Here is a 21908-nt window from a genome sequence, read left to right as displayed (position 1 = left end):
CGTGATTTATAAACTAGAGCCAGTTAAAAATACTAATGAAATTAGTATTTTTTATTATTTTCTGGATGCCGTGGTCAAGCCACGGCATGACACCGAAAGTACTTTTCGATCCACGCAACAATGCCACGCGGGAATGACATATAAAAATTATAGAATCAACAATTTAAAACAAAATCAATGAAATTACTAACTGCTAAGACTTACTTAATATTTCAAACAATCACTAGAATAGCTTTGTGCATATATGCATTGTTCTATAAACAAGTTTCGCTTATAGAATTGCCATTACTGTTCATTTTCGGATTAGTTAACGATCTTATTTCTACAGTTTATTTCTTGCCTATAATGTTAGTGTTAATATTGCTAGGCAATTTAGCATTATCAAGATTTAGGCTAGTCTACACGCCGCTTTGTTACTTATTTTACTGCGGTTTTATTGCCTCACTAATCTTTATTACAGCAGCTGAACTTACTTTTTGGGATGAGTTTGGTACTCGCTTTAATTTTATTGCCGTTGATTATCTAGTATATACTCATGAAATTATCGGCACAGTTAAAGAATCTATGCCCTATATAGAGATCATTAGCGGAATTCTGATAGTTAGTGCTATTACTACCTATATCTTACGAAAAGCTGTTATTGATGCAGCATATAATATAAATAGAAAATGTTGTTTAGCTACAGCAATTATTCTAGCTGCAATTAGTTTTATTGCATTTAAATTTTATAGCCCTGAAAAGCTAAATTTCCACTCTAATAAATATGCAGAAGAGCTTGCTAAAAACGGTCCTTATGAGATTTTCTCGGCTTATCTTAATAACAGCTTAAACTATAATAGCTTTTATCCCACTATAGATGATAAGCAGGCTTTAAGCATAGTACGTGATAGCTTACAAAATAATAGTGATAAATTTGTAGATAATGAATCTATCGAGCGTATTATTATCTCTAAAAATTCGAATAAGCAAAAATATAATGTAATCTTTATTACAGTAGAAAGCTTAAGTGCCAAATTCATGCAAAGCTTTGGTAATAGCGATAATATTACGCCTTACTTGGATGAATTAACAAATAAAGCTATGTTCTTCACTAATATTTATGCTACTGGTACAAGGACAGTGCGGGGACTTGAAGCTATAACTTTATCAATTCCTCCAACTCCAGGCTCGTCAATAGTGCGTAGACCTGATAACCAGAATTTATTTAATATCGGCACTGTGTTTAGAAATCAAGGATATAATACTAACTTTATATTTGGTGGTTATAGCTATTTTGATAATTTACGTAATTATTTCGGCGGTAATCACTATAATATAATAGACCGAGGTAACTTAACAGCTTCAGAGATAAGCTTTGCAAATGTATGGGGAGTAGCAGACGAGGATATTCTAAACAAGTCAATAGAGCAAGCTGATATAGATTATAAAAATGGTAAGTCATTTTTCTCGTTAATTATGACTACCTCAAACCACCGACCTTATACTTTCCCTGAGAATAGGATTGATCTACCATCAGGTGGTGGACGTAATGCAGCAGTTAAATATACTGATTATGCGATAAATAAGTTCTTAGAAACTGCTAAAACTAAAGAATGGTTTAACGATACTATCTTTGTTATTACTGCCGATCATTGTGCTTCAAGTGCCGGTAAAACGGAGCTACCTGTAGAGAAGTATCATATACCACTAATTATCTATGCACCACAAATATTAAAGCCGAAAAAAATAGATAATCTAGCAAGTCAAATAGATATAGCCCCAACAATTTTCGGCTTGCTAGGCTTTGAATATAAAAGCAAATTATGGGGACAGGATATAATAAATAATCCAGCAAATAGAGCTTTTATAAGCACTTATCAGTTACTAGGCTTTTTAAAAGATGATAAGCTAGTAATTTTAAGCCCTAAACTACACCCAAAAACCTATATATTATTAGGAGAAGAAAAAGAAGAAATCCCGAGTTCTATTAGCCTTACCGAGGAAGCAATTAGCTTTTACCAAACCGCATACGATTTTTACGTACAAGGTAAATTAGTTGAATAAAAGATAGTGGTATTAAGTTATAATTATTTTTAAGAAAATTTAAGTCCGATTATAGATACTATTAAGGTAGTAACAAAAAATAAGCATAATATAGATACCGGTTCATTGAAAACAAGTATACCTAATATAACTGTACCTGCCGCACCTATGCCTGTCCATACAGCATATGCAGTACCCATTGGGATCTTACCCAAGGTTTTAGCAAGACAGGTAAAGCTTAAAGCTCCAAAAAAAATAAAGGCAACTGTAGGTTTTAGTTTTGTCAAACCATCTGAATATCTTAATGAAATAACAAATGCTATTTCAAATAATCCTGCTAGAATAAGAAGTAACCAATACATAAGATAATTCTATAAAAAAATTAATATATACAATAATGCTACCCACAAGAGGTTTTACTAATTAAATCATAACTTGTCTTAATATTACTAAAACCATACTAAAAAATAAATAAAATATTGAAAATTTTAATATTTTTTACTGTCTTCTATGATATTTAAGCTTAAGCACACAAGATTATATTGAGAAGATTTTTATTCTACTTATCAACATCATTTAGCCTTAGTACAATAACGTTTTTCATTGACATTATCATTAATATATTTTAATAATTACGCCCGAAATATATTAATTAATGAAAATAACTATGACTACAGCCTACTACAGACACAAATATTGCCCAGATACTAGCTATTTAAGACCAAAGCATATGCCTATTTCAAAAACTCCTATAAGAAAGTTTTTTGAATCTTTAATACCCCCCAAAATTATAGATTCTGAAAAATGGACAGATTTGCATTTAGCAGTAGGATATAAAAATATAGAGTTAGTACAGAGTGTATGTAACAAGCAAAATATTAATATTAAAGATGCCAAAGGTAGAACTGCTTTAGAACTAGCAATACTTGGCGGTAATTTAGATGTGGTACATTTTCTAGTTCAAAATGGCGGACAAATTGCTCCTAACATGCATGGTTGGTCTGCTATTCATTTAGCCATCAAAGTTGGTAATTTAGATACAGTAAAATATTTATATGAGAATACTAAATTTAATAAGTTTGATAAATATGGTTTAACCTTACAAGATTGGGCAGAAAAAATTGGTAATGAGCAGATACAAAGATTTTTCTTTGATATAAATCATAATAACAAAACGCCATTAGAGCTTGCTGTAGAATCTAAAAATATCTCATCAATTAAGACATTAATTAGCAAAGAAGCTAAATTTGACATTAAAAGTGAGCTTGGATATCAAATTTTCAATCTCGCTATTGATTCTAAAAGTGTAAGCCTTATTGAGTACTTAACTAATAAATTCTTAAACTTAAACTCTAAACAAACACTACTAGAGAAAATAGTTCAAATCCACGATAAGAAGATAAATATTACAAAGTTAGCTAAAACTTTAATTGAGAAGTCAGATTGTACTAAAATTGATAATACAATTGGGCAGAAGCTTTTAATTAAAGCCACCTATGCTAATGATCTAGATTTAGTAAAAGCATTACACGATAAAGGAGTTAAGCTTGGGACTAAAGACTTGCTTGGACGCACCTCTTTACATCATGCAATTAAAGCGGGAGCGGGGAAAGATTTAATAGAGTTCTTAATTGATAATGCTGATATTGATATTAATGCTTGTGATAAATCAGGCTCTACTCTTATGCATTGGGCTGTAAATAGTCACCATATACCTGCTATAAAATTACTACAAACCAAAAAAGCTGATTATTTTACACCCGATTATTTAGGACAAACTCCTTTAAAGCTAGCCGAATATTATGGACATGATGATGTAATAGAGTTGCTTGCAGAAAATAGTTCAGCAGGATATTACGTTTAGAATAAGTAAAGGATAAGATCTGAAAAATCTTATCCTTTATCTATTTGAGGTTAGTTTTTTAGAAGTTTAGTTTAAGTCTTAAAGTACCACTTTGTGCATGGTATTTTTTAGCAAAGTTAAGACCATAATGTACTCCATACTCCATATTACCTTTCTTAACTACTACACCTGCTCCTAGATCATATAACATTTTAGTAGCCTTAGGTGTTTGTACTGGTAATGGCTCGTTAATACCATTAAGCTCTGCAACGATTGCTGGTGTTTTACCACTAAAGTCGTAATTAATAAACGCATGGGCTTGTGGTCTAATTATGAAATCATCCTTATAGAATGTCGTCTTAATTTCAGCACCAAGTATACCCTCAACCTTATTATATTGACGCTTCTTAATAGTTAAGTTTTGGAAAGTAGTCCCCTGCTCTTGATATCCGGAATCTTTAATTCTAGTGAATCTTAGACCTGCCATTGGTGCAAGAGAACTATCTTTCCATAAGTAGTTATAACCTCCTACTACTTGAGCACTATAAGAAGTTGAGTTGTATTTACCATACGCATTCTCAGTACCATCTACAGTACCACGTAACTCATTAGTCTTAATTCTACTACGTGAATAGGTGGTTATACCCTCTATAAATAGATTATCTGCAAAATTGTATAATCCGTATACAGAACCCATATTAGTTTCGACTTTTGTAACATTACCAGATTTTGAATCTTTATAACGTAATTTCGTATCGATTCTAGTATAAGCAGCACCAAGGACTATATTATCATTTATAACAGTATCAACACCGACTGATCCACCCTCAGATTTAGCTGTATAACCACTAAATCCGTCGCTTAGAGCTTTCTTGTACTGCTTTTCCGTAATATGGACTTATCCATACACCGTAAACATTACCGGTATTATAATCATCACAATCACCACCTCCGACTGCTGCACCACGTTTACGTGAATCAGCTTCTTCCGAATCAGGGCTAGTGCCGTCTGCGTTTTTAACAGCTTCCATTCTCTTATTGATTTCTTGATTACCAATGCTCGCATTATCTTTAGCAGCATTAAAGCCATCATTAGCATTAGAACGACTTATTCCACTATTTGAACTTCCGCCATTACCACTACCACCTGCACCTACTTGGTTATCTCTGCTGCTACCGATAGCAGATATATCCGAAGCAGAACCATTATTATTTGAAGGTTGGTAAGTGCTTCCGCTTGCATTGTTAGCAGGAACAACACCAACTGCACCATTTGTTGCTGAACCATTATAGCTTGAACCAGTAGATGATTTGTAGCCGTTCGGACTGCTGCCAGTGCTACTTACTCCACCATTTGAACCAGCTGATGAGTTATAGTTGTAGTTGCCTGAGCTATTGCCTGTGTTACCACCATACGCATTATTACCTGTAGCACCTATATTACCACCAGATGCAGGGTTATAGTTGCTTGAGCTGTTACCTGTATTGCCACCTGTCCCTACTGATGGGTTATAGTTACTTGGACTGTTGCCGGTATTTCCTCCACTTCCTACTGATGGGTTGTAATTACTTGGGCTGTTACCTGTATTTCCTCCACTTCCTACTGATGGATTGTAGTTGCTTGGGCTATTACCCGCACTTCCTCCAGTTCCTACTGATGGGTTATAATTGCTTGGGCTATTACCTGTATTTCCTCCAGTCCCAACGGATGGATTGTAATTGCTTGGGCTGTTTTGCCTGTATTTCCTCCAGTTCCTACTGATGGGTTGTAATTGCTTGGACTATTGCCTGTGTTACCACCTGTTCCCAATGATGGGTTGTAGTTGCTTGGACTATTACCGGTATTACCACCTGTCCCTACTGATGGGTTATAGTTACTTGGGCTATTACCTGTATTTCCTCCAGTCCCAACGGATGGGTTGTAGTTGCTTGGACTATTACCAGTATTTCCACCTGTTCCTACTGATGGGTTATAGTTGCTTGGGCTATTACCTGTATTGCCACCTGTTCCAACGGATGGGTTGTAATTGCTTGGGCTATTACCTGTATTTCCTCCAGTTCCAACTGATGGGTTGTAGTTGCTTGGACTATTACCAGTATTGCCACCTGTTCCAACGGATGGAGTGTATGGGTTATTTCCTGTACTTCCACCTGTCCCTATTGATGGAGTGCTTCCACCAGTACCTGGACCGCTAGGCACTACGCTGTTACTTGGATTGCTTGGAGTATATACGCCACCGATCACAGAGCCGCCTGTAACTGGACTGTTAGGAGTATTACCACCGCTACCTATTGATGGTGTATTACCGCCTGTTCTAATTGACGGAGTGTTGCCACCTGATACAATTGATGGCGTATTTCCGCCTGTCCCTATTGATGGAGTGCTTTCACCAGTACCCGGACCGCTAGGCACTACGCTATTACTTGGATTGCTTGGAGTATATACACCACCGATCACAGAGCCGCCTGTAACTGGACTGTTAGGAGTATTACCACCGCTACCTATTGATGGTGTATTACCGCCTGTTCTAATTGACGGAGTGTTGCCACCTGATACAATTGATGGCGTATTTCCACCTGAGCCGATTGATGGAGTGCTTCCACCAGTACCCGGACCGCTAGGCACTACGCTATTGCTTGGGTTGCTTGGAGTATATACGCCACCGATCACAGAGCCGCCTGTAACTGGTCCGTTAGGAGTATTGCCACCACTACCTATTGATGGTGTATTCCCACCATTAACAATTACTGGGTTGTTACCAGTTACAACAACATTATTACCTGGGAATTTGGATCAACTGGAGTAAATACGCCACCTGTTACGCTACCTGTGCCTGGAGTTGCAGGAGTAAAGCCATTAGTGATTGGGTTTATAATATCTATATCAGGTATAATTATATTTGGATTGCTGTGAATTATTCTATGTATTGCAATTGAAGGTCTTGAAATTGTAGGTATTATATCTGCTGTTGCTGTATAAAGTATGAATGAATCATCATTTATAACCCATCTGACAAAGTTCTTTTCATTAGCTATAACATTGAAAGGTAATTTTGCTGCAGCACCTGGTATTATACTACCACCTTTTGAGCTGACTAAAGGATAAGCACTTCCGAGCCTTATACCATTCGGGTTATTCTGAGCAGTTAGAATAACTTGAATTGAGTCTACTTTTGATAAATCAAGTACAGCACCATTTGCTAAAACTATATTACCACTATTAGTATTTGCTGTTTTCCCTGCATTAGTCGTATCATATAAGACATTAAACATCAGATTACCGGTAGGAGTAGCAGTCCCATCATATACAACTGTATTATTACCAAGATCAAAGGTAACGTTACTTCCTGTTATATTACCTTGTGCCGGAATAGTTGCATTATCACCAACAAACACCATAGTTGTTTGATCAGCAACTATATTATTTGCTCCTACACCTGCACTTATCAATGCGTTTTTCTGCGGTGCAAAAGTAATAGTGTTAACATTTGTTACAGGTTTTTGTAGCCATACGTCATCTTCGAATGTTAGATTACCATTATTAATCGGTGCTTGTACTAATGCAGCATTAGTAAACTTGGCAGAGGTAGTATTATCAGTACCTTGGAAATCACTAGAAGAAACTACAGTTTGATAATTAAATTGTGGTGTTGATCTTGGAACTGTAACCCCGCCAACTGTTGATGAAGGCACACTTGTGCTTCTGCTATTATAACCGCTGAAAATTGCCGATTTACCTGAATCTATAGTAACATTTTCAGAATAGGTATCCCCTTTAACTGTACCCTCAACACTACTAAATTGTACAGTTTTAAGACTGTTAGTGCTATCCCCTAAATCATCAGTAAAGCCGTTATCGGCATCAAACAATACAGTACCCATATTATTTGTATTAGTTGTAACACCAGAATAGAAATCTTCACTATGAATATTTATTTTACCACCTGTTAATAATCGAACAGATTTTAAGCTGTTAACAGGATCACCAAATGGGGCAGTACCGGTTGTTAAGTCACCAGATATAGCAATTGTGTGTAAATCATCAGCATTAGGAGTAGTAAAATTAACAACTGATATATTTATAGTATCATTTGTTAAGGTTACGTCACCACCACTAATATATATAGGTATTGGACCAGTTGGACCTATAGGATCATTATTTATCACAGGATCGGAATCTTTAAAATATGCCCCTCCTCCTGTAATTATTGGAGCAGGTGCTATAAAGGCTCGTGCAGTAATAGGGGCTTGAGCTATTCCGCCTGGAAAATTAATATTGCTTGTATTAAAAACGACACTTGCATTATTGAAGTCAACATATAATGTATTACCGTTCATAATACTATCAGGTACACTATTTGGTATGCCAAGATTTAATGTTCCTCCTAAAACTAAAATATCTCCAACCGGCGTATTACTACCAACATTACCAAGGATACTACCACCATTATTGAAAGTTAAGTTAACGGCTGAACCACCTGTCTCATTAATATTTGTGTTTATAGTAGGGTTTTCTTGCGTAAGTACTATTGTACCAGTACCAGTCCCTTGGATTTCACCAATTGACATATCACCGCCGGAATTAACTGTAACAGTACTATTATCAGCACCAGCTTTTAACATTGCAATGTTCGTAATCGTGTTTGTTGAAACTCCGTTACTATCTACTGTGTCTATAGTACCATTATCCATAAATTCTATAGTACCGTTTTGCGTGCCGGTGCTTGCTATATTACCGCTAATAAGAGCCGGTAAATTATTTACTGTATCAGAAGCAAGTACTACATTTGCAGCATTACCTTGAAAATCTATATCACCATTAATTTGAACGCCAGCAAGAGTAGCTGGACCAGTAAAGAACACATCCGAATTCACTTCCGCTATAGCAAGTTTTGAAACAGACACCTCTATAGCCGGAGTACTAATAGCTGTTACTTCTATTGTTCCATCCCCAGTGAATTTTATTTTACTCATAGGAAGAGCTAATGTTCCGATTGAGTAACCATTACTAGTACCATCTATTACTAATGTAGATCCGGCATTTTTAGCATTTATTTCAACTATAGCAGTGTTAGGATTAGGAGGTGTTATATCACCTGTTAATTGTATAGTACTAGTAATACCAGTTGCTGCACTAGTCATTAATTTTAAAACTGATGAGTCATTTTTAAATGCTAAACCGGGTGCAGCAAATGGGAAATTACCATTTACTGCGTCAAGTGCATAGACACCAGGACCGCTAGTATCACCAATAAAAATTTGTGGAATTAAAGCAGAAGTAATATTTGGAGTTGCATCTGCAAATATCCCGCCAGCTGCAATAGTAAGATTTTTTGCATTACTTACATCGAGTTTATTAGTAGAAGTTCCTATAACTCCGACATTACCAGTAACATATATTTGCTCTAAAGGTGCAGCACTTGTTCCAAGCGTTTGAGTACCACCAGAGCTTTGGATTTCAAGTATAGTACCGTTTTGGCTATCTAAAACAACAATACCGCCACCACCTGCTATACCGGGGAAGCTATTATTAAAAGTAACTTGTTGATTAATACTAGTAGTTAAACCAAGTGTAGAAGCAGGATCATTAAAGGTAACAGTGCTGCTAGGTGACTGTAGTAAAGTTAATAACCCTTTTGTTACGTCTACAGTCAGTGTGTTAGGTGCATTTTTTTGACCGATAGCGATTGTTTGAATTGTTCCGATTGATGGTTCAATAGCTGTTAAGTTAGTAAAAACGTTTAATGTTCCGTTCCCACCATTTTTAATTACGCTACTAAGCTCGTAGCCGTTTGGATCTGTTCCTGAGAATTGTAAAATACCGCCATTAGGGTTAGGACCAAAATCAATATTACCAGTAGGGTCAGTGTTAAGAGATCCTTTAAAATCGGCTGTTCCTCCATTACCAAATAATACTGATGCAACTGAAACATTTTTTTGGAACTCTGCTGTTGTACCACCTATTCCGTTAACTTGTATTTGATTAATATTATTTACAGTTCCTGTAATTGTTCCGCTTCCTGCTATAGATAAAAGACCAACATTTGTTCCTTGGCTACTCATAACAGTTGCTAAACTACCACCTGCCTTAAGAACTACTGCACCTGCTTGACCTGCAAAATTAGTTGTTCCAGCAATATTAGTTACTGTTAAATTAGTAGGTCCAGCATAATTAACGCCAACTCCAACTGTTCCAAGTTGTAATACCGCTACACTTGTAGTAATAGGTGTAGTTATGGTTGGGTCATTATTATTGAACCAGCTCCACTAAAGTCTATTGATTGTACTGTATTACCTCCAGCGATACCGACATTAAAAGCACCAGCAACAGTTAAGGTTGCACCAGCATTAACTGAGCTTATTTTAATTATACCAGTATTTGCTGTCCCAGGATCAATATCACCACCTAGAGTAATCGTGCTACTACCATTAGTTCCAATACTGGTTTGTAATTGTAATACAGAATTTTGATTACCAAAAGTTATGCCAGGTGTGATGTTAAAATTACCATTTACTGCATCAAGTACATAAGTACCAGCACCTGTAGCTCCAGCAGCTCCTATAGTTATTGTTGGAATACTAGCTGAAGTAACGCTTTGATCAACAAATGTTGTACCTGCTCCAATAGTTAGAGCAGCTGCACCGTTTGTAAAGCTTAATTGATTAGCTCCACCAAGTAATGTAATAGTATTAGCTCCTACAAGATTTATAGCTTTTAACTGATTAGTCGCCCCTACAGTTTCATTACCTGTTGCACCTTGTAACGTTAAATCGCCATTAGTTGCATCAAAGTCTAAAATACCGCCACCTGTTCCTGTAGTACCATCTAAATTACCTCCAAAAGTTATAGCTTGTGCTTGTCCTGGTAGTATGTTTAATGTTGAACCCCGTTGAAACTAATAGATCCACCTGCAGCAAGTAAACTTAATGCTGGTTGGTTAACTACTATATTAAGAGCATTCGGTGTGCCTAGCTGACCTATGTTAATTGTTTTTATCTCTCCAATAGATGCGTCAGTAGATGTTAAATTAGTATAAACATTTAATGTTCCAGTCTGACCATTTGTAACTGCACTATTAAATGAATAGCCGTCTGGATCTGTTCCTGAGAACTGTAAAATACCACCATTAGTACCGAAATTAAGACTACCAGTAAGCGATCCTTTTAAATCAGCTGTTCCCCCGTTAGTAAAGCTAAGAGAGGTTACTGATATATCATAGCCAAAAGTTACTTTTTGATTTGTTGCCCCCTCTATAACTATTGTCGAGATATTATTTATAGCACCTGTAACAGTGGCATTAGCTGTAAATCCTACATTACCTGCAGTAGTTGTTGTACTACTTGTAACGCTTGTTAAGCTACCATTATCAGCAACAGTAACTGTACTATTATTACCCGCAAAATCGATTGGTCCACCAACAGTAGTAGTATCAAGAGCTCCTCCTGCAGCTGTAAACGTGACACTACTACCAACATTACCGGCAACATGTCCTGCACCTAAAGATAAAGTACCGCCAGTATTACCAGTCATTTGTCCTGTAGTTACAGTTGTATTACCAGTTACATCACCTGTAAGCTCACCAGCATTTACAGCTGCATTACCACCAACACTACCATTAATTTGTCCATCACCTGTAATAGTTGCATTTTGGCTTACACCACCCGTTATTGTTCCATCATTAACAGAAGCATTTCCATCAATATTAGAATTAAATTCACCGTCACCTGCAACTACATCACCGGTAACTCCGTTACCATCATTAACGACTGTTCCACCTTGAGCGATAGTAAAAGTTCCGGCACTAGAAGCATTAGTCAAAGTAACTAGACCAGGTCCATTAAAATTAACTGCTCCTGCGTTCTGAATAGAATTAATTGTTCCAGCTCCTGCAAAATTAACAGTACCTGCCGGAGTCCCAACTATACTACTTGTAATAATTCCTAAATTACCTCCATCATTAACATTTAATTTACCCTCATTTCCTGCAAAATCGGTTTGACCGCCAATAGTTGTAGTATTAATAGTTCCTGCACCCGTATATGTAGCAGTACCTCCTATATTACCGATAATTTGTCCATTTACACCTACGCTTGCATTACCGCCAGTATTACCTGTAAGCTGACCAGAGTTTACAGTTGCATTACCATCAACATTACCAGTAATTTGTCCAGTAGCGGTAATAGTAGCATCCTTGCTTATACTACCAGTTATTGAACCGGTATTAACAGAAGCATTTCCGTTAATAGTAGCAAACACTGCTCCATCTCCAGCAGCAACGATACCGGTAGTAGGAGTAGTAAGATTAGCAGGGGCATCAGCTGTATTAATTTGTACTCCTGAGGCTGTAACAGTAAAATTACCAGCATCGGAAGGCGAAGTTAAGGTAACTAGACCTGCACCCTGAAAATTAACTGCCGTAACATTAGTAATGGCAGTACTTGTTCCTGCTCCTACAAAATTAACAGTACCTGCAGGAGTCCCAGCTATACTACTTGTGACAATGCCAACTATTCCATTATTATTAATATTTACTGTGAGATTAGTTGCAGCAGCAAAATTAATACTAGTATTGACATTTCCGAGTATTAATTGACCATCTAAAAGTGTAGTAATAGGATTTGCAGTATTAATAGTTGGATTTACAGTAATATTACCTGTCCCTTTAAATTCCATAGTGTTTAAAAGATTGCCAGAGCCTGCTATACCTAAATTATTTGCGTTTGTTATTGTTAAAGTGCCACCAGTTGAATTTAATGAAATTGCACCACCGCCTGAGATACCTGGATCTAAATCCCCATTTAAATTGGCTGTTACATCACCATTACTTTGAATAGTTAATAGAGAATTGGTATTACCAAATTTCAGACCGTCTGAAGCAAGGTTAAAATTTTCTGTTGGAGTAAGTATATAGCCTGAAGCACCACTACTGTCACCAATAATTATAGAAGCAATATTTGACGAGGTAACACCCTGATCTGTAAGATTACTATTCCCGGCGATAGTAAGAGATGTAAAGCCACCAATATTAATTAGACTTGCTCCACCTGAAGCTGTAACATTTCCTATAACATTTAAATTATTAAATTTTTTAGTAGCCCCTATAGTTTTATCATTGGTAGTTCCTTGAATAGTTAAAGGTTGAGTACCATTTAAGACCATGTTACTAGTACCATCAGTAAAACCATCTATACTATCACCAAAGGCTACAGTTTGTTGAGTAGGAGCATCAAAAGTTAGACTAGAATTAGCTTGAGCAAAAGTAAGTTTACTACCATTTGCCAAAAGAGTAAGATTTGGTTGATTAATTGCGTAAGTCAGTGCTCCAGGAAGCGTTGTTGATCCTATTTGAGTAACTCCAATGTCAGCAATACTAGGGTCAGTTACTGTAAGATTAGTAGCTACTGTTATTCCACCAGCTGATTGGCTAATAACAGGGCTTGAAAAAACATAAGATCCTCCTGTCCCATCAAATATAAGTGTTCCTTTTTGGTTATTAAAATTTACTCCTGATATAGCAGTTAATGTTCCGCCTACATCAGCCATACCATCACTAGTAAAATTAAAATTTTCAACAGTCACATCTCCCTGAAGATCAACTAGTGTATTATTATCACCTTGAATATTTAACGCATAAATAGGATTACTTCCTGTAACATTTCCCCCTACGCTACCGGTAACTGTATTATCTCCAGCGAAATTCAAGTTCTGAGTTCCTCCTGCTACGGAATTAATTATATTACCCGTTATATTAACTTCGGAATCTATTATTGCTGTTGCACCCGTTCCATTAAAATCCATATTAGAGGTTATAGCTGCTTGGAACTCTGAAATACTAGAACTACCAAATTTTATTACCCCTCCTGCTCCGGTATCAATCGGTGTTTGCCATTTAAGCTGTGTAGTACCGGCAGGCACGTCTGAAGGGTTTTGATTAATTCCAATAGTTTGAGCAAAAATAGTACCGGTAATAGTTGTTATATTCTTACCATCAGTAATAAAAGTATTTAGTCTTTGCTTATTGCTAAGTCCGATATTTACAGCAATAGTTGTTTCTGAGGTAGAAACGTGAAAGGCTGCTGCCCCATAGCTGTCTGTTATTGTTCCACTGTTATCAGTGATAGGTGCTATAGGTTTACCGGATACAAATGCATAGCTTTGACTGCTTTCATTACTAAAATCAACTGAAGAAGTTTGACCTCGAAATATAAAAGTTTGCCCGGCTGGATATACGTTAACATCACCAGTTAAGCCGTTAATATATTTATATCCTGTTCCTATTGTTGCTGTTAAAGCTGGAGCAATATCAATTGTCCCCATACTAGTCCAAGTTTTGTCTTTTACCTGTATAGTAGTACCAGCCCCGATTATTGTAGTAGCATCCGCAGCATTAGCAATAATAGTAGGTGTAGTGCCGGTAGCAAAATCCATTAAGCCAGAAGTTTTGGCATTCATCTCAATTATTCCATTACCGTTTTGGAAATCTATACTTGCGATATCACTTTGATTAGTTGCAGTACCAGCAAAAGGATTTGAGTTCCCAGAAGCATCTTTTGCATCTGGATCAGCGGGATACCCTACACCTGTCAGGGTAACGTGTACTCCTGGCGTTATAACCATACTTAATGCGTTTGGGTTACCATTTGAGCTTTGAATAGCATCAATTGTTGTATTTGGATTTGTAAAGGTCATAACAGTACCTGAAGCACTTAGATATGTTCCGTTAACCGTGGGCGTGTTAACATTGATGTTGGACTGTATTGGAACTGTAAGCATTTGACCAGGGAGAAGTGGTGCTCCTGCATCAAGTCCCGCCCCGCTGTTTAAATCTGCAGTACTTCCTGTCACATCACGATTTATTAACGTTGATGTACCGAAAGCACTTTCTGCTGTGAGCATTGTTGCAGCCATAGAGGTACTGACTAGTGCCTTTTTTACGAAATCCTTTATGTTATTTTTTTGACTTGACATAACGTCTCCTAAAGTTTGCTTAATCTTTAAATTAAAATTTGAGATCTGTATTTTCTCAGCAAATATTGTTCTGTATTGCGTGAAGATTGGTAAATACTTCGTGCAAAAGATAATATAAAAATGTTAATGTTTTTGTTATGTTTAACCTTAGAAATGGTTAATAATAAAATTAATATTTTTACTCTGTATTTTAATTAATATTAATAATAAAAAAGGAATAGCAGAAATAATTAATAATTGTTAAAACAATAAAATTTTCCTAGTGCATAAATTTGTTCTATAAAAAACACACTACTTTTAATTGAAAATTATTAATTATATGTAACAAATACATAAATAAAGCTAGAATTTAAAAGGAAGTTATAGAATCAATTAACAACTTATAATTGTTTTTCTTTTATTAAAGAAAATTAAATTTTGTAGATTTTTTGTAATAACTTCATAAAACCTAAATAAAATTTAATTTTTTCGCTTAAATATAATTAATTTTAACCATAGTTAAAATTTTATTAACATGAGTTAATCTATACTTAGTAAGATGTCGAGTGGATAAGGTAGTAATTACTGTTTTTATTGTTAAATAAGCTAATATTTACATATTTTTAAATAAACAAATTGATTTGTTGCGAATAATGGAGTATATAATATAAGAAATTAACTCTCGGGGCGTAGCGCAGCCTGGTAGCGCATCTGGTTTGGGACCAGAGGGTCGGGAGTTCGAATCTCTCCGCCCCGACCATTTATAAATATAAATTAATGTCAAAAGACGATCTCATTCAGTTTACGGGTACAGTAATTGAGCTTGCACCTAACGCTACTTTTAGAGTGAAGTTGGAAAATGGTCATGTAATTATTGCTCACACCGCTGGTAGAATGCGTAAAAATCGTATTAGAATATTATTGGGTGATAAAGTTACAGTAGAAATGACTCCTTACGATTTAACTAAGGGACGTGTAATTCTTCGTCACCAATCTTAAGCATGCAATATCGATCAAAAAACCTACCTATAATACTAGCATCACAGTCACCTGCAAGGGTTGAGCTTCTTAAAAGAATTAAAATTATACCTGCACAAATTATTCCAGCAGATATAGACGAAACGCCTAATCTACGTGAATCACCAAATCATTTAGCGACAAGGCTTGCTTACGAAAAAGCTACAAAAGTTGCCTCTCAAATAGAAGATTCTGCTATTATCATAGCAGCAGATACTGTAACGGCACTTGGAAGAAGAATATTGCCAAAAGCAAGTAGCCCTGAAGAAGTAAGATATTGTATGAATATATTATCCGGACGTCGTCATCGTGTTTATACCGGTTTGTGCATCATCAAAAAAGATAAAGATCAGTTGGTTACTAGGCAGAAAATAGTCCAAACAGTCCTTAAGTTTAAAAGATTAAGCGAAGAAGAGCTAAATTTTTATTGCTCGCTAGATGAGGGGATTGATAAAGCTGGAGGATGTAAAATCTCTGGTTACGCCGAAGCTTTCATTTCATTTATTTCCGGCTCTTATTCAAATGTTATGGGATTACCATTATTTGAAACAGTAAACTCCCTGAATTCTCTGGGATTTATAAGTTATAAATAAACATCACCTTACTTTTTGCATTGCCTGCGTGGATCAAAAAGCACACTAGGGTAGTCATCTAGTTGCTTGACCAATAAGACCAGATAGTTTTTATGTCATTCCCGCGGAAGCGGGAGGCATTGTTGCGTGGATACCAAATCGTCATTGCGAGCGACTGCAAGGAGCGTGGCAATCCAGAAAAAAATAATAAAAAATGTTATAGAGTTAGCATTTTTTACTGGATTGCTTCGTCAATTACTTCGTAATTTCCTCGCAATGACGACTCTCAATCCACGCAACAATGCCGAAGCTGGAATCCAGCATAAAGCGAGATACCTAAGCTTTTAATTTTAAAAACTTGCTGCTTTTATATTTATTTTTCTGGATTCCTGCTTCCGCAGGAAGGCATTGCCCGCGTGGATCATTCTCCCCCTGTCATCCTGTGATTTATTCACAGGATCCAGTTAAAAATACTAATAAAATTAGTATTTTTTATTATTTTCTGGATCTAGTTCCCAAGCCACGGCATGACACCGAGGGCGTTTTTCGATCCATGCTGGCAAAACTAATCACTCCCCATTAATCAGCTTTTTAAAATAATTGATTTTATAAGACCAGAAGTAATTTTCATTACTTTTTAAGGCTTTTATATCTAGAGCGAAATCATTTTCATCATAGATGAAAATTTTAATTAACTTGAGATATGATAAAGTACCGAGAATAATAGAACGAAATAAACCTAAATAGGATTTTAGCAATTGTTTATCAATTATAAGTATAATCTTATTGCATGGCGATTTGAATAAACTACGAATTAGAGTATAATAAGCATCTATGCCATTTGTTGTCATCCCGTGGCTTGTCCACGGGATCCAGAAAAAAGCGAGAAAAATCGAGCTTTTAATTTTAAAATTTGCTGTATTTAGGCTTTTTAAGTACTGGATCCCGTGGACAAGCCACGGGATGACAATACAAAACTTTAAATAAGTCAATCTGATTTTGTAAGCTTTTAACTGCAATTTAGATAAACAATTATAGAAAACCAAAACTGTCTTGTTGCAGGGATCGATTTTTTCCGTCTGAGCTAAGGAAATTACAAAGTAATTGACGAAGCAATCCAGTAAAATGCATAGCATTTTTAACTGGATCCTGCTACAAGCTCGCGGGATGACAAAGAAGACGACACCAATTTTTGAAGTTCATCGACATACAAAGTTTAATTTGAAAAAGGGCGAGATACCTCGGAGCTTTTGACCGAAGCGTATACGTTAATACGTGAGGATCAAAAGCAAGAAGTACCGAAGCCATTACAATTGAGAACAGTAGACGAAGTTTTATTTGGAAAAGAGCAAGGCGTCTTGAAGCTGATAACCGCAGCGTACAAAAAGTACGTGAGGATTATCAGCAAAAGACAACATAGCCAATTTTTCAAATAAAACGAGTCTATGCGATTTTTTGATATTCAAAATATATCTTTCTCACCGCATAAATCCAAGCAAGACATACGAAAGTAAACACCACCATTAGAACAGGTGAAATAGAGGTAAAAGTTGCAGTTGGGATTATGGTAAATATAATAGATTGTACAAGCCCACTTGATGATTTACCAACTTTTGCACTTATCACGTCAACAGCAGCTTTACCTTTTGTTTTTAACTCTTGATCAAGAGGGATATATAGCATTTCTCTTGAAGTATCCCATATAGAATATTTTGTTCCTTTGGCTAAAATATTCTGGATTCCGCCGATAGATACGGCGAGTGCAAGAGGTGACATTAAAATTGCCCCATCAAATAATGAGAGGATTTTTTGATCAAATACAATAAGCACAAAGAACAGAACTCCGGTAACCATTATTATTACAGGTGAGATTACAGCCGCAACAAACCAGTTATGCATACGCATAACATTATTGCCGATAATAGTCATAACCATAATGGCAACGCCGGTCCAAAGTATGTACAGACTATTGAATTCAGCATAAGTATTAACAGTTGGATATAACTCCTTAATTTTTGCTTTCCATACGGCTTCAACCAAATTAATAGCAAAACCAAATGCTGCCGAGCAGATTAAAAGTAGCCATAAATATTTAGATTTTGCAATATATTTAAAGCTCTTAATGATCCCCATACGCTCGGAAGTTGATTGCCCACTTTTTGCCTTAGCGTAAAATAAAGGATTAGTAAAAACATTTCTGCTAATAAAACGAATTAGTAGACAACATATAACTGCAACGATTGTAACCAAAATAGTTGATATTTGTACTAAAGTGATTTTGCTGTCAGAAATATTTATAAAATGCTTCACAATAGTTTCTTCAGATGATAAATTCATCATTAAGAAGCCGACTAATATTAAAGATGAATTACCGAATAACGAGAAAAGCGTATAGAATCTCTTAGCTTCTTCAGTAGTGGTAAGCTCATTGGCGAATTGCCAAAATAATAGTACGTAAAAAATATTAGGCCAAAGTTCGGCAAGGCTGTAATATACTATATAACCCCAATTGCCTATTAATGATATATACCATTTAAAATGCGGGTAACGTTCCATCCAATCAGCTAGATGGTCCGGATGTACATGAAAAACATGAATATTAGGGTAGATAACAAAAGCAAATAAAACAAAGAAACCGATAAAAAATGCAGTTAAATAATAAAAAATCTTCTCAAAAGTGAGATGATTAATCATTTTAGCATAAATAATTACAAATAAAGCAGCTGCAGGTGTAACACAATAAACTTTAGCAAAACCAGCTATCTCTGCACTAATTTCAGAAATTAAGATACTATCTTTTAATATGCGTAAAATATTCTGATTGAATAAAATGCAAAACATTAAGGCACTCATCGGAATAAATTTTCCGAGTTCGTAATTATGAATAGACCAAAAAGCGGCTCTAAATTTGCTTTTAAACGGTCGCGATGATGAGGTACTTAGCATTATAAAGCCCTAGGGACAAAAAAAAAATTTAAGCACTTCGAGATTTTATGAAAAGTTATTTTCTCTAAAAAATTTAGAGACTATATACTGTTTTGTTACATTCTGAAGATGCGAAAGTTTATACAATATTTTTGGTCCAATGTCAAGAAAGATTAATATAATATAAGAAAGTTAGGATGCAGAATAACGATAAATATCAGAAATATTTTGACCTATATAATAGTTACGCAAAAAATCATAAATTAGGTAATAAATATTTAGAGCTGGGAGAAATAGTAGCAGAAACGAAATATTATAGGGTGGTGTATTATTGCTCTATGTCATCCCTTGGCTTGACCGGTGATCGTCATTGCGAGCGAGAAAAACAAGCGTGGCAATCTCATAAAAATGTCCTGAGATTGCCGCGTCGAGACTCCGTCTCTCCTCGCAATGACGGGAAAACATTCCTAATCATCCCTTCTATTTTCAATTCACCGGAAATATTTTTCTTAAGCCGCAATAAAAGCTTTATAGAAAATTTAAGAGAACAAGGTGAAGTTTATTTAATAGATTGGTTAGAGGTTAAAGAATCAAACTATTTATTAGATGATTATGTACATAAAATAGTTGAAGTAATACATAATTTAAATGTGAATAATATTAATTTGATAGGGCATTGTATCGGCGGTAACCTTGCAATAGCTGCAAATATAATCGCATCTAAATCTATAAAAACTTTAACTTTACTTACCTGCCCTTGGGATTTTTCTCACTTCTTTTATGTAAAAATGTTGCATCAATATTTGAAGCTAGATGCTTATGTAGAAAATTTGCCCTTAATTCCTAAAATCCATATACAAATTTTATTCTTTCTGCTATTTCCTGATTATTTTCAGGTTAAGCTGGATAAATTTTTTTCCTTAACCTCCGAAAAAGAGCAAGAACTAGCTTTCAGAATTGAGAACTGGCTAATGTCCGGTCACGATATACCGAGCGACACTTATAATCAGATTATGCAGAATATATTAGGCGAAAATATGTTTGTGAATTTGAAATGGAAAATAGATGACACAGTAATTGATCCAAACGTAATTAACTGCCCTGTATATATTATAGTTGCAAAAAATGATCAAATAGTGCCTGAATCTTCTATTTTATCTTTGCAAAAATTGTTTAAAAACTCTACTCTTATAGAAGTACCAGGCGGACATATTAGTTATTTGATAAATAATAAACTAGCGGATTTATTTTAACATTAAGGTCATCCCGTGGCTTGTCCACGGGGTCTTTTGTCACAGATTATGTCCTAAGATACCGCGGTCAAGCCGCGGTATGACAGGCTAAATTCAATATTATTTTAAGGAGTATATATCATGATAAAACCGGTTTACATCACTCATGCGAAAAGAACGGCTTTCGGCTCGTTTATGGGTAGTCTTAGTACTACTCCTGCACCGATGATTGCGACGCACTTAATAAAAGATATTTTGCAGAATAGTAAAATTGATCCAGCTTTAGTAAATGAGGTGATACTCGGGCAGGTGATCACAGGCGGTAGTGGACAGAATCCGGCAAGACAAACCCTAATTCATGCAGGTATTCCTAAAGAAGTACCAGGCTATACAATTAATAAGGTTTGCGGTTCAGGTCTTAAAACAGTAGCACTTGCAGCAGCCTCAATTATGACTGGCGATAACGATATTGTGATAGCAGGTGGGCAGGAAAATATGTCGCTCGGTATGCATGGCAGCTATATAAGAGCAGGAGCTAAATTTGGTGATATTAAAATGGTTGATCTCATGCAGTATGACGGGTTAACCGATGTATTTTCAGGGGTATTTATGGGTATTACTGCTGAAAATATTTCAAAGCAGTTTAATATTACTAGAGAGCAGCAAGATGAATTTGCCCTAAGCTCACATCAAAAAGCTGCGAAAGCCCAAAAAGCCGGAATATTTAAAGATGAGATCTTACCTATTGAAGTGACGATTAAAAAAACTGCTAGCTTATTTGATCATGATGAGACAGTAAGACCTGATACCAGCCTTGAGATTTTAGGTAAATTACGCCCTGCTTTCGATAAAAACGGTACAGTTACTGCTGGTAATGCTTCCTCAATTAATGATGGTGCTGCATGTCTTATGGCAGTATCCGAAGAAGCATTAAAAAAGCATAATCTAACGCCGCTTGCTCGTATTGTCTCTTATGCTTCTGCCGGTGTTGATCCAAGTATTATGGGGACTGCTCCCGTTCCTGCCTCTCAAAAAGCTTTAAGCAAAGCCGGCTGGAGTGTTAATGATTTAGATCTTATCGAGGTTAATGAAGCTTTTGCCGCTCAAAGTATTTATGTTAATCGTGAAATGAAATGGGATATGAGCAAGGTTAATGTGAATGGCGGAGCAATAGCAATCGGTCATCCAATCGGTGCTAGTGGCGGTCGTGTTCTTATTACTTTAATACATGGATTAAGAAGAAATAAGGCTAAAAAGGGCTTAGTTACCTTATGTATCGGTGGCGGTATGGGTATGGCTATGTGCGTTGAAGCGTATACTCGATGAACTTGAAAAATTGGCGGCGTCGT

At 35.9% G+C, this 21908-nt stretch carries 15 protein-coding genes, 1 tRNA gene and 1 pseudogene; 9 read left to right on the top strand and 8 right to left on the bottom strand.

Going from position 1 to position 21908, the window contains the following annotated elements:
- The first annotated feature begins 177 nt into the window (after positions 1-177).
- Complete coding sequence (locus AAGD49_RS00750) at positions 178-2043, top strand: LTA synthase family protein (protein ID WP_341788726.1); 1866 nt, start codon at positions 178-180, stop codon at positions 2041-2043.
- A 29-nt stretch (positions 2044-2072) separates the two neighbouring features.
- Here AAGD49_RS00750 and AAGD49_RS00745 read toward each other — a convergent pair whose 3' ends face one another.
- Complete coding sequence (locus AAGD49_RS00745; protein ID WP_341788725.1) at positions 2073-2384, bottom strand: multidrug efflux SMR transporter; 312 nt, start codon at positions 2382-2384, stop codon at positions 2073-2075.
- Between the two features lie 293 nt (positions 2385-2677).
- Here AAGD49_RS00745 and AAGD49_RS00740 point away from each other — a divergent pair.
- A pseudogene (locus tag AAGD49_RS00740) lies at positions 2678-3220 on the top strand (ankyrin repeat domain-containing protein); the annotation flags it as partial.
- Between the two features lie 93 nt (positions 3221-3313).
- Complete coding sequence (locus AAGD49_RS00735) at positions 3314-3886, top strand: ankyrin repeat domain-containing protein (protein WP_341789254.1); 573 nt, start codon at positions 3314-3316, stop codon at positions 3884-3886.
- Between the two features lie 58 nt (positions 3887-3944).
- On the opposite strand, the gene AAGD49_RS00730 is transcribed toward AAGD49_RS00735, so the two are convergent.
- Positions 3945-4757 (bottom strand): autotransporter outer membrane beta-barrel domain-containing protein, encoded by an 813-nt coding sequence (locus AAGD49_RS00730; protein ID WP_341789253.1) that lies wholly within the window; start codon positions 4755-4757, stop codon positions 3945-3947.
- A complete protein-coding gene (locus AAGD49_RS00725) occupies positions 4714-4896 on the bottom strand; it encodes a hypothetical protein (RefSeq protein WP_341788724.1) in 183 nt (60 codons plus the stop codon). Before AAGD49_RS00725 ends, AAGD49_RS00730 begins: the two co-directional genes overlap by 44 nt.
- 25 nt (positions 4897-4921) lie before the next feature.
- On the opposite strand from AAGD49_RS00725, the gene AAGD49_RS00720 reads away from it, so the two are divergent.
- Positions 4922-5092 (top strand): hypothetical protein, encoded by a 171-nt coding sequence (locus AAGD49_RS00720; protein ID WP_341788723.1) that lies wholly within the window; start codon positions 4922-4924, stop codon positions 5090-5092.
- A 424-nt stretch (positions 5093-5516) separates the two neighbouring features.
- Here AAGD49_RS00720 and AAGD49_RS00715 read toward each other — a convergent pair whose 3' ends face one another.
- The 3 genes from AAGD49_RS00715 to AAGD49_RS00705 form a co-directional block, all read right to left on the bottom strand.
- Positions 5517-6536 carry a hypothetical protein gene (locus AAGD49_RS00715; protein WP_341788722.1) on the bottom strand — a complete coding sequence of 340 codons (1020 nt, stop codon included), beginning with the start codon at positions 6534-6536 and terminating at the stop codon, positions 5517-5519.
- 92 nt (positions 6537-6628) lie between these two features.
- Positions 6629-9928, bottom strand: a complete 3300-nt coding sequence (locus tag AAGD49_RS00710; protein ID WP_341788721.1) for a hypothetical protein — start codon at positions 9926-9928, stop codon at positions 6629-6631.
- An 811-nt stretch (positions 9929-10739) separates the two neighbouring features.
- Positions 10740-14834: a hypothetical protein gene (locus AAGD49_RS00705; RefSeq protein WP_341788720.1), complete on the bottom strand. Its 4095-nt coding sequence runs from the start codon at positions 14832-14834 to the stop codon at positions 10740-10742.
- Between the two features lie 662 nt (positions 14835-15496).
- On the opposite strand from AAGD49_RS00705, the gene AAGD49_RS00700 reads away from it, so the two are divergent.
- From AAGD49_RS00700 to AAGD49_RS00690, 3 genes are all read left to right on the top strand, one after another.
- A tRNA-Pro gene (locus tag AAGD49_RS00700) sits at positions 15497-15573 on the top strand.
- Between the two features lie 17 nt (positions 15574-15590).
- Positions 15591-15812 (top strand): translation initiation factor IF-1, encoded by a 222-nt coding sequence (infA, locus tag AAGD49_RS00695; protein WP_011476840.1) that lies wholly within the window; start codon positions 15591-15593, stop codon positions 15810-15812.
- Between the two features lie 2 nt (positions 15813-15814).
- A complete protein-coding gene (locus AAGD49_RS00690) occupies positions 15815-16423 on the top strand; it encodes a nucleoside triphosphate pyrophosphatase (RefSeq protein WP_341788719.1) in 609 nt (202 codons plus the stop codon).
- A 548-nt stretch (positions 16424-16971) separates the two neighbouring features.
- Here AAGD49_RS00690 and AAGD49_RS00685 read toward each other — a convergent pair.
- Complete coding sequence (locus AAGD49_RS00685; RefSeq protein WP_341788718.1) at positions 16972-17253, bottom strand: hypothetical protein; 282 nt, start codon at positions 17251-17253, stop codon at positions 16972-16974.
- Between the two features lie 592 nt (positions 17254-17845).
- Positions 17846-19348, bottom strand: coding sequence for a GTP/GDP exchange transporter Tlc5 (tlc5, locus tag AAGD49_RS00680; protein WP_341788717.1), 1503 nt, complete (start codon positions 19346-19348; stop codon positions 17846-17848).
- 176 nt (positions 19349-19524) lie between these two features.
- Between tlc5 and AAGD49_RS00675 the strand changes: the two genes are divergently transcribed.
- Both AAGD49_RS00675 and AAGD49_RS00670 read left to right on the top strand, forming a co-directional pair.
- Entirely contained in the window at positions 19525-20580 is a 1056-nt protein-coding gene (locus AAGD49_RS00675) for an alpha/beta fold hydrolase (RefSeq protein WP_341788716.1), read from the top strand.
- Between the two features lie 120 nt (positions 20581-20700).
- The gene (locus AAGD49_RS00670) at positions 20701-21885 is read left to right on the top strand and encodes an acetyl-CoA C-acetyltransferase (RefSeq protein WP_341788715.1); all 1185 of its coding nucleotides are present in this window, start codon (positions 20701-20703) and stop codon (positions 21883-21885) included.
- Positions 21886-21908 lie beyond the last annotated feature (23 nt).

The sequence above is a fragment of the Rickettsia endosymbiont of Lasioglossum villosulum genome (assembly GCF_964026455.1).
Lineage (GTDB): Bacteria > Pseudomonadota > Alphaproteobacteria > Rickettsiales > Rickettsiaceae > Rickettsia.
The sequence above is the reverse complement of the archived record's forward strand: the minus strand, read 5'-3'. Positions and strand labels throughout refer to the sequence as shown.

What these genes read in the sequence shown, in the direction of transcription:
- infA (WP_011476840.1), top strand. Translation starts at nt 15,591, where the DNA reads ATGTCAAAAGACGATCTCATTCAGTTTACGGGTACAGTAATTGAGCTT.
- AAGD49_RS00670 (WP_341788715.1), top strand. Translation starts at nt 20,701, where the DNA reads ATGATAAAACCGGTTTACATCACTCATGCGAAAAGAACGGCTTTCGGC.
- tlc5 (WP_341788717.1), bottom strand. Translation starts at nt 19,348, where the DNA reads ATGCTAAGTACCTCATCATCGCGACCGTTTAAAAGCAAATTTAGAGCC.
- AAGD49_RS00690 (WP_341788719.1), top strand. Translation starts at nt 15,815, where the DNA reads ATGCAATATCGATCAAAAAACCTACCTATAATACTAGCATCACAGTCA.
- AAGD49_RS00685 (WP_341788718.1), bottom strand. Translation starts at nt 17,253, where the DNA reads ATGACAACAAATGGCATAGATGCTTATTATACTCTAATTCGTAGTTTA.
- AAGD49_RS00705 (WP_341788720.1), bottom strand. Translation starts at nt 14,834, where the DNA reads ATGTCAAGTCAAAAAAATAACATAAAGGATTTCGTAAAAAAGGCACTA.
- AAGD49_RS00725 (WP_341788724.1), bottom strand. Translation starts at nt 4,896, where the DNA reads ATGGAAGCTGTTAAAAACGCAGACGGCACTAGCCCTGATTCGGAAGAA.
- AAGD49_RS00710 (WP_341788721.1), bottom strand. Translation starts at nt 9,928, where the DNA reads ATGAGTAGCCAAGGAACAAATGTTGGTCTTTTATCTATAGCAGGAAGC.
- AAGD49_RS00750 (WP_341788726.1), top strand. Translation starts at nt 178, where the DNA reads ATGAAATTACTAACTGCTAAGACTTACTTAATATTTCAAACAATCACT.
- AAGD49_RS00720 (WP_341788723.1), top strand. Translation starts at nt 4,922, where the DNA reads ATGCTCGCATTATCTTTAGCAGCATTAAAGCCATCATTAGCATTAGAA.
- AAGD49_RS00745 (WP_341788725.1), bottom strand. Translation starts at nt 2,384, where the DNA reads ATGTATTGGTTACTTCTTATTCTAGCAGGATTATTTGAAATAGCATTT.
- AAGD49_RS00675 (WP_341788716.1), top strand. Translation starts at nt 19,525, where the DNA reads ATGCAGAATAACGATAAATATCAGAAATATTTTGACCTATATAATAGT.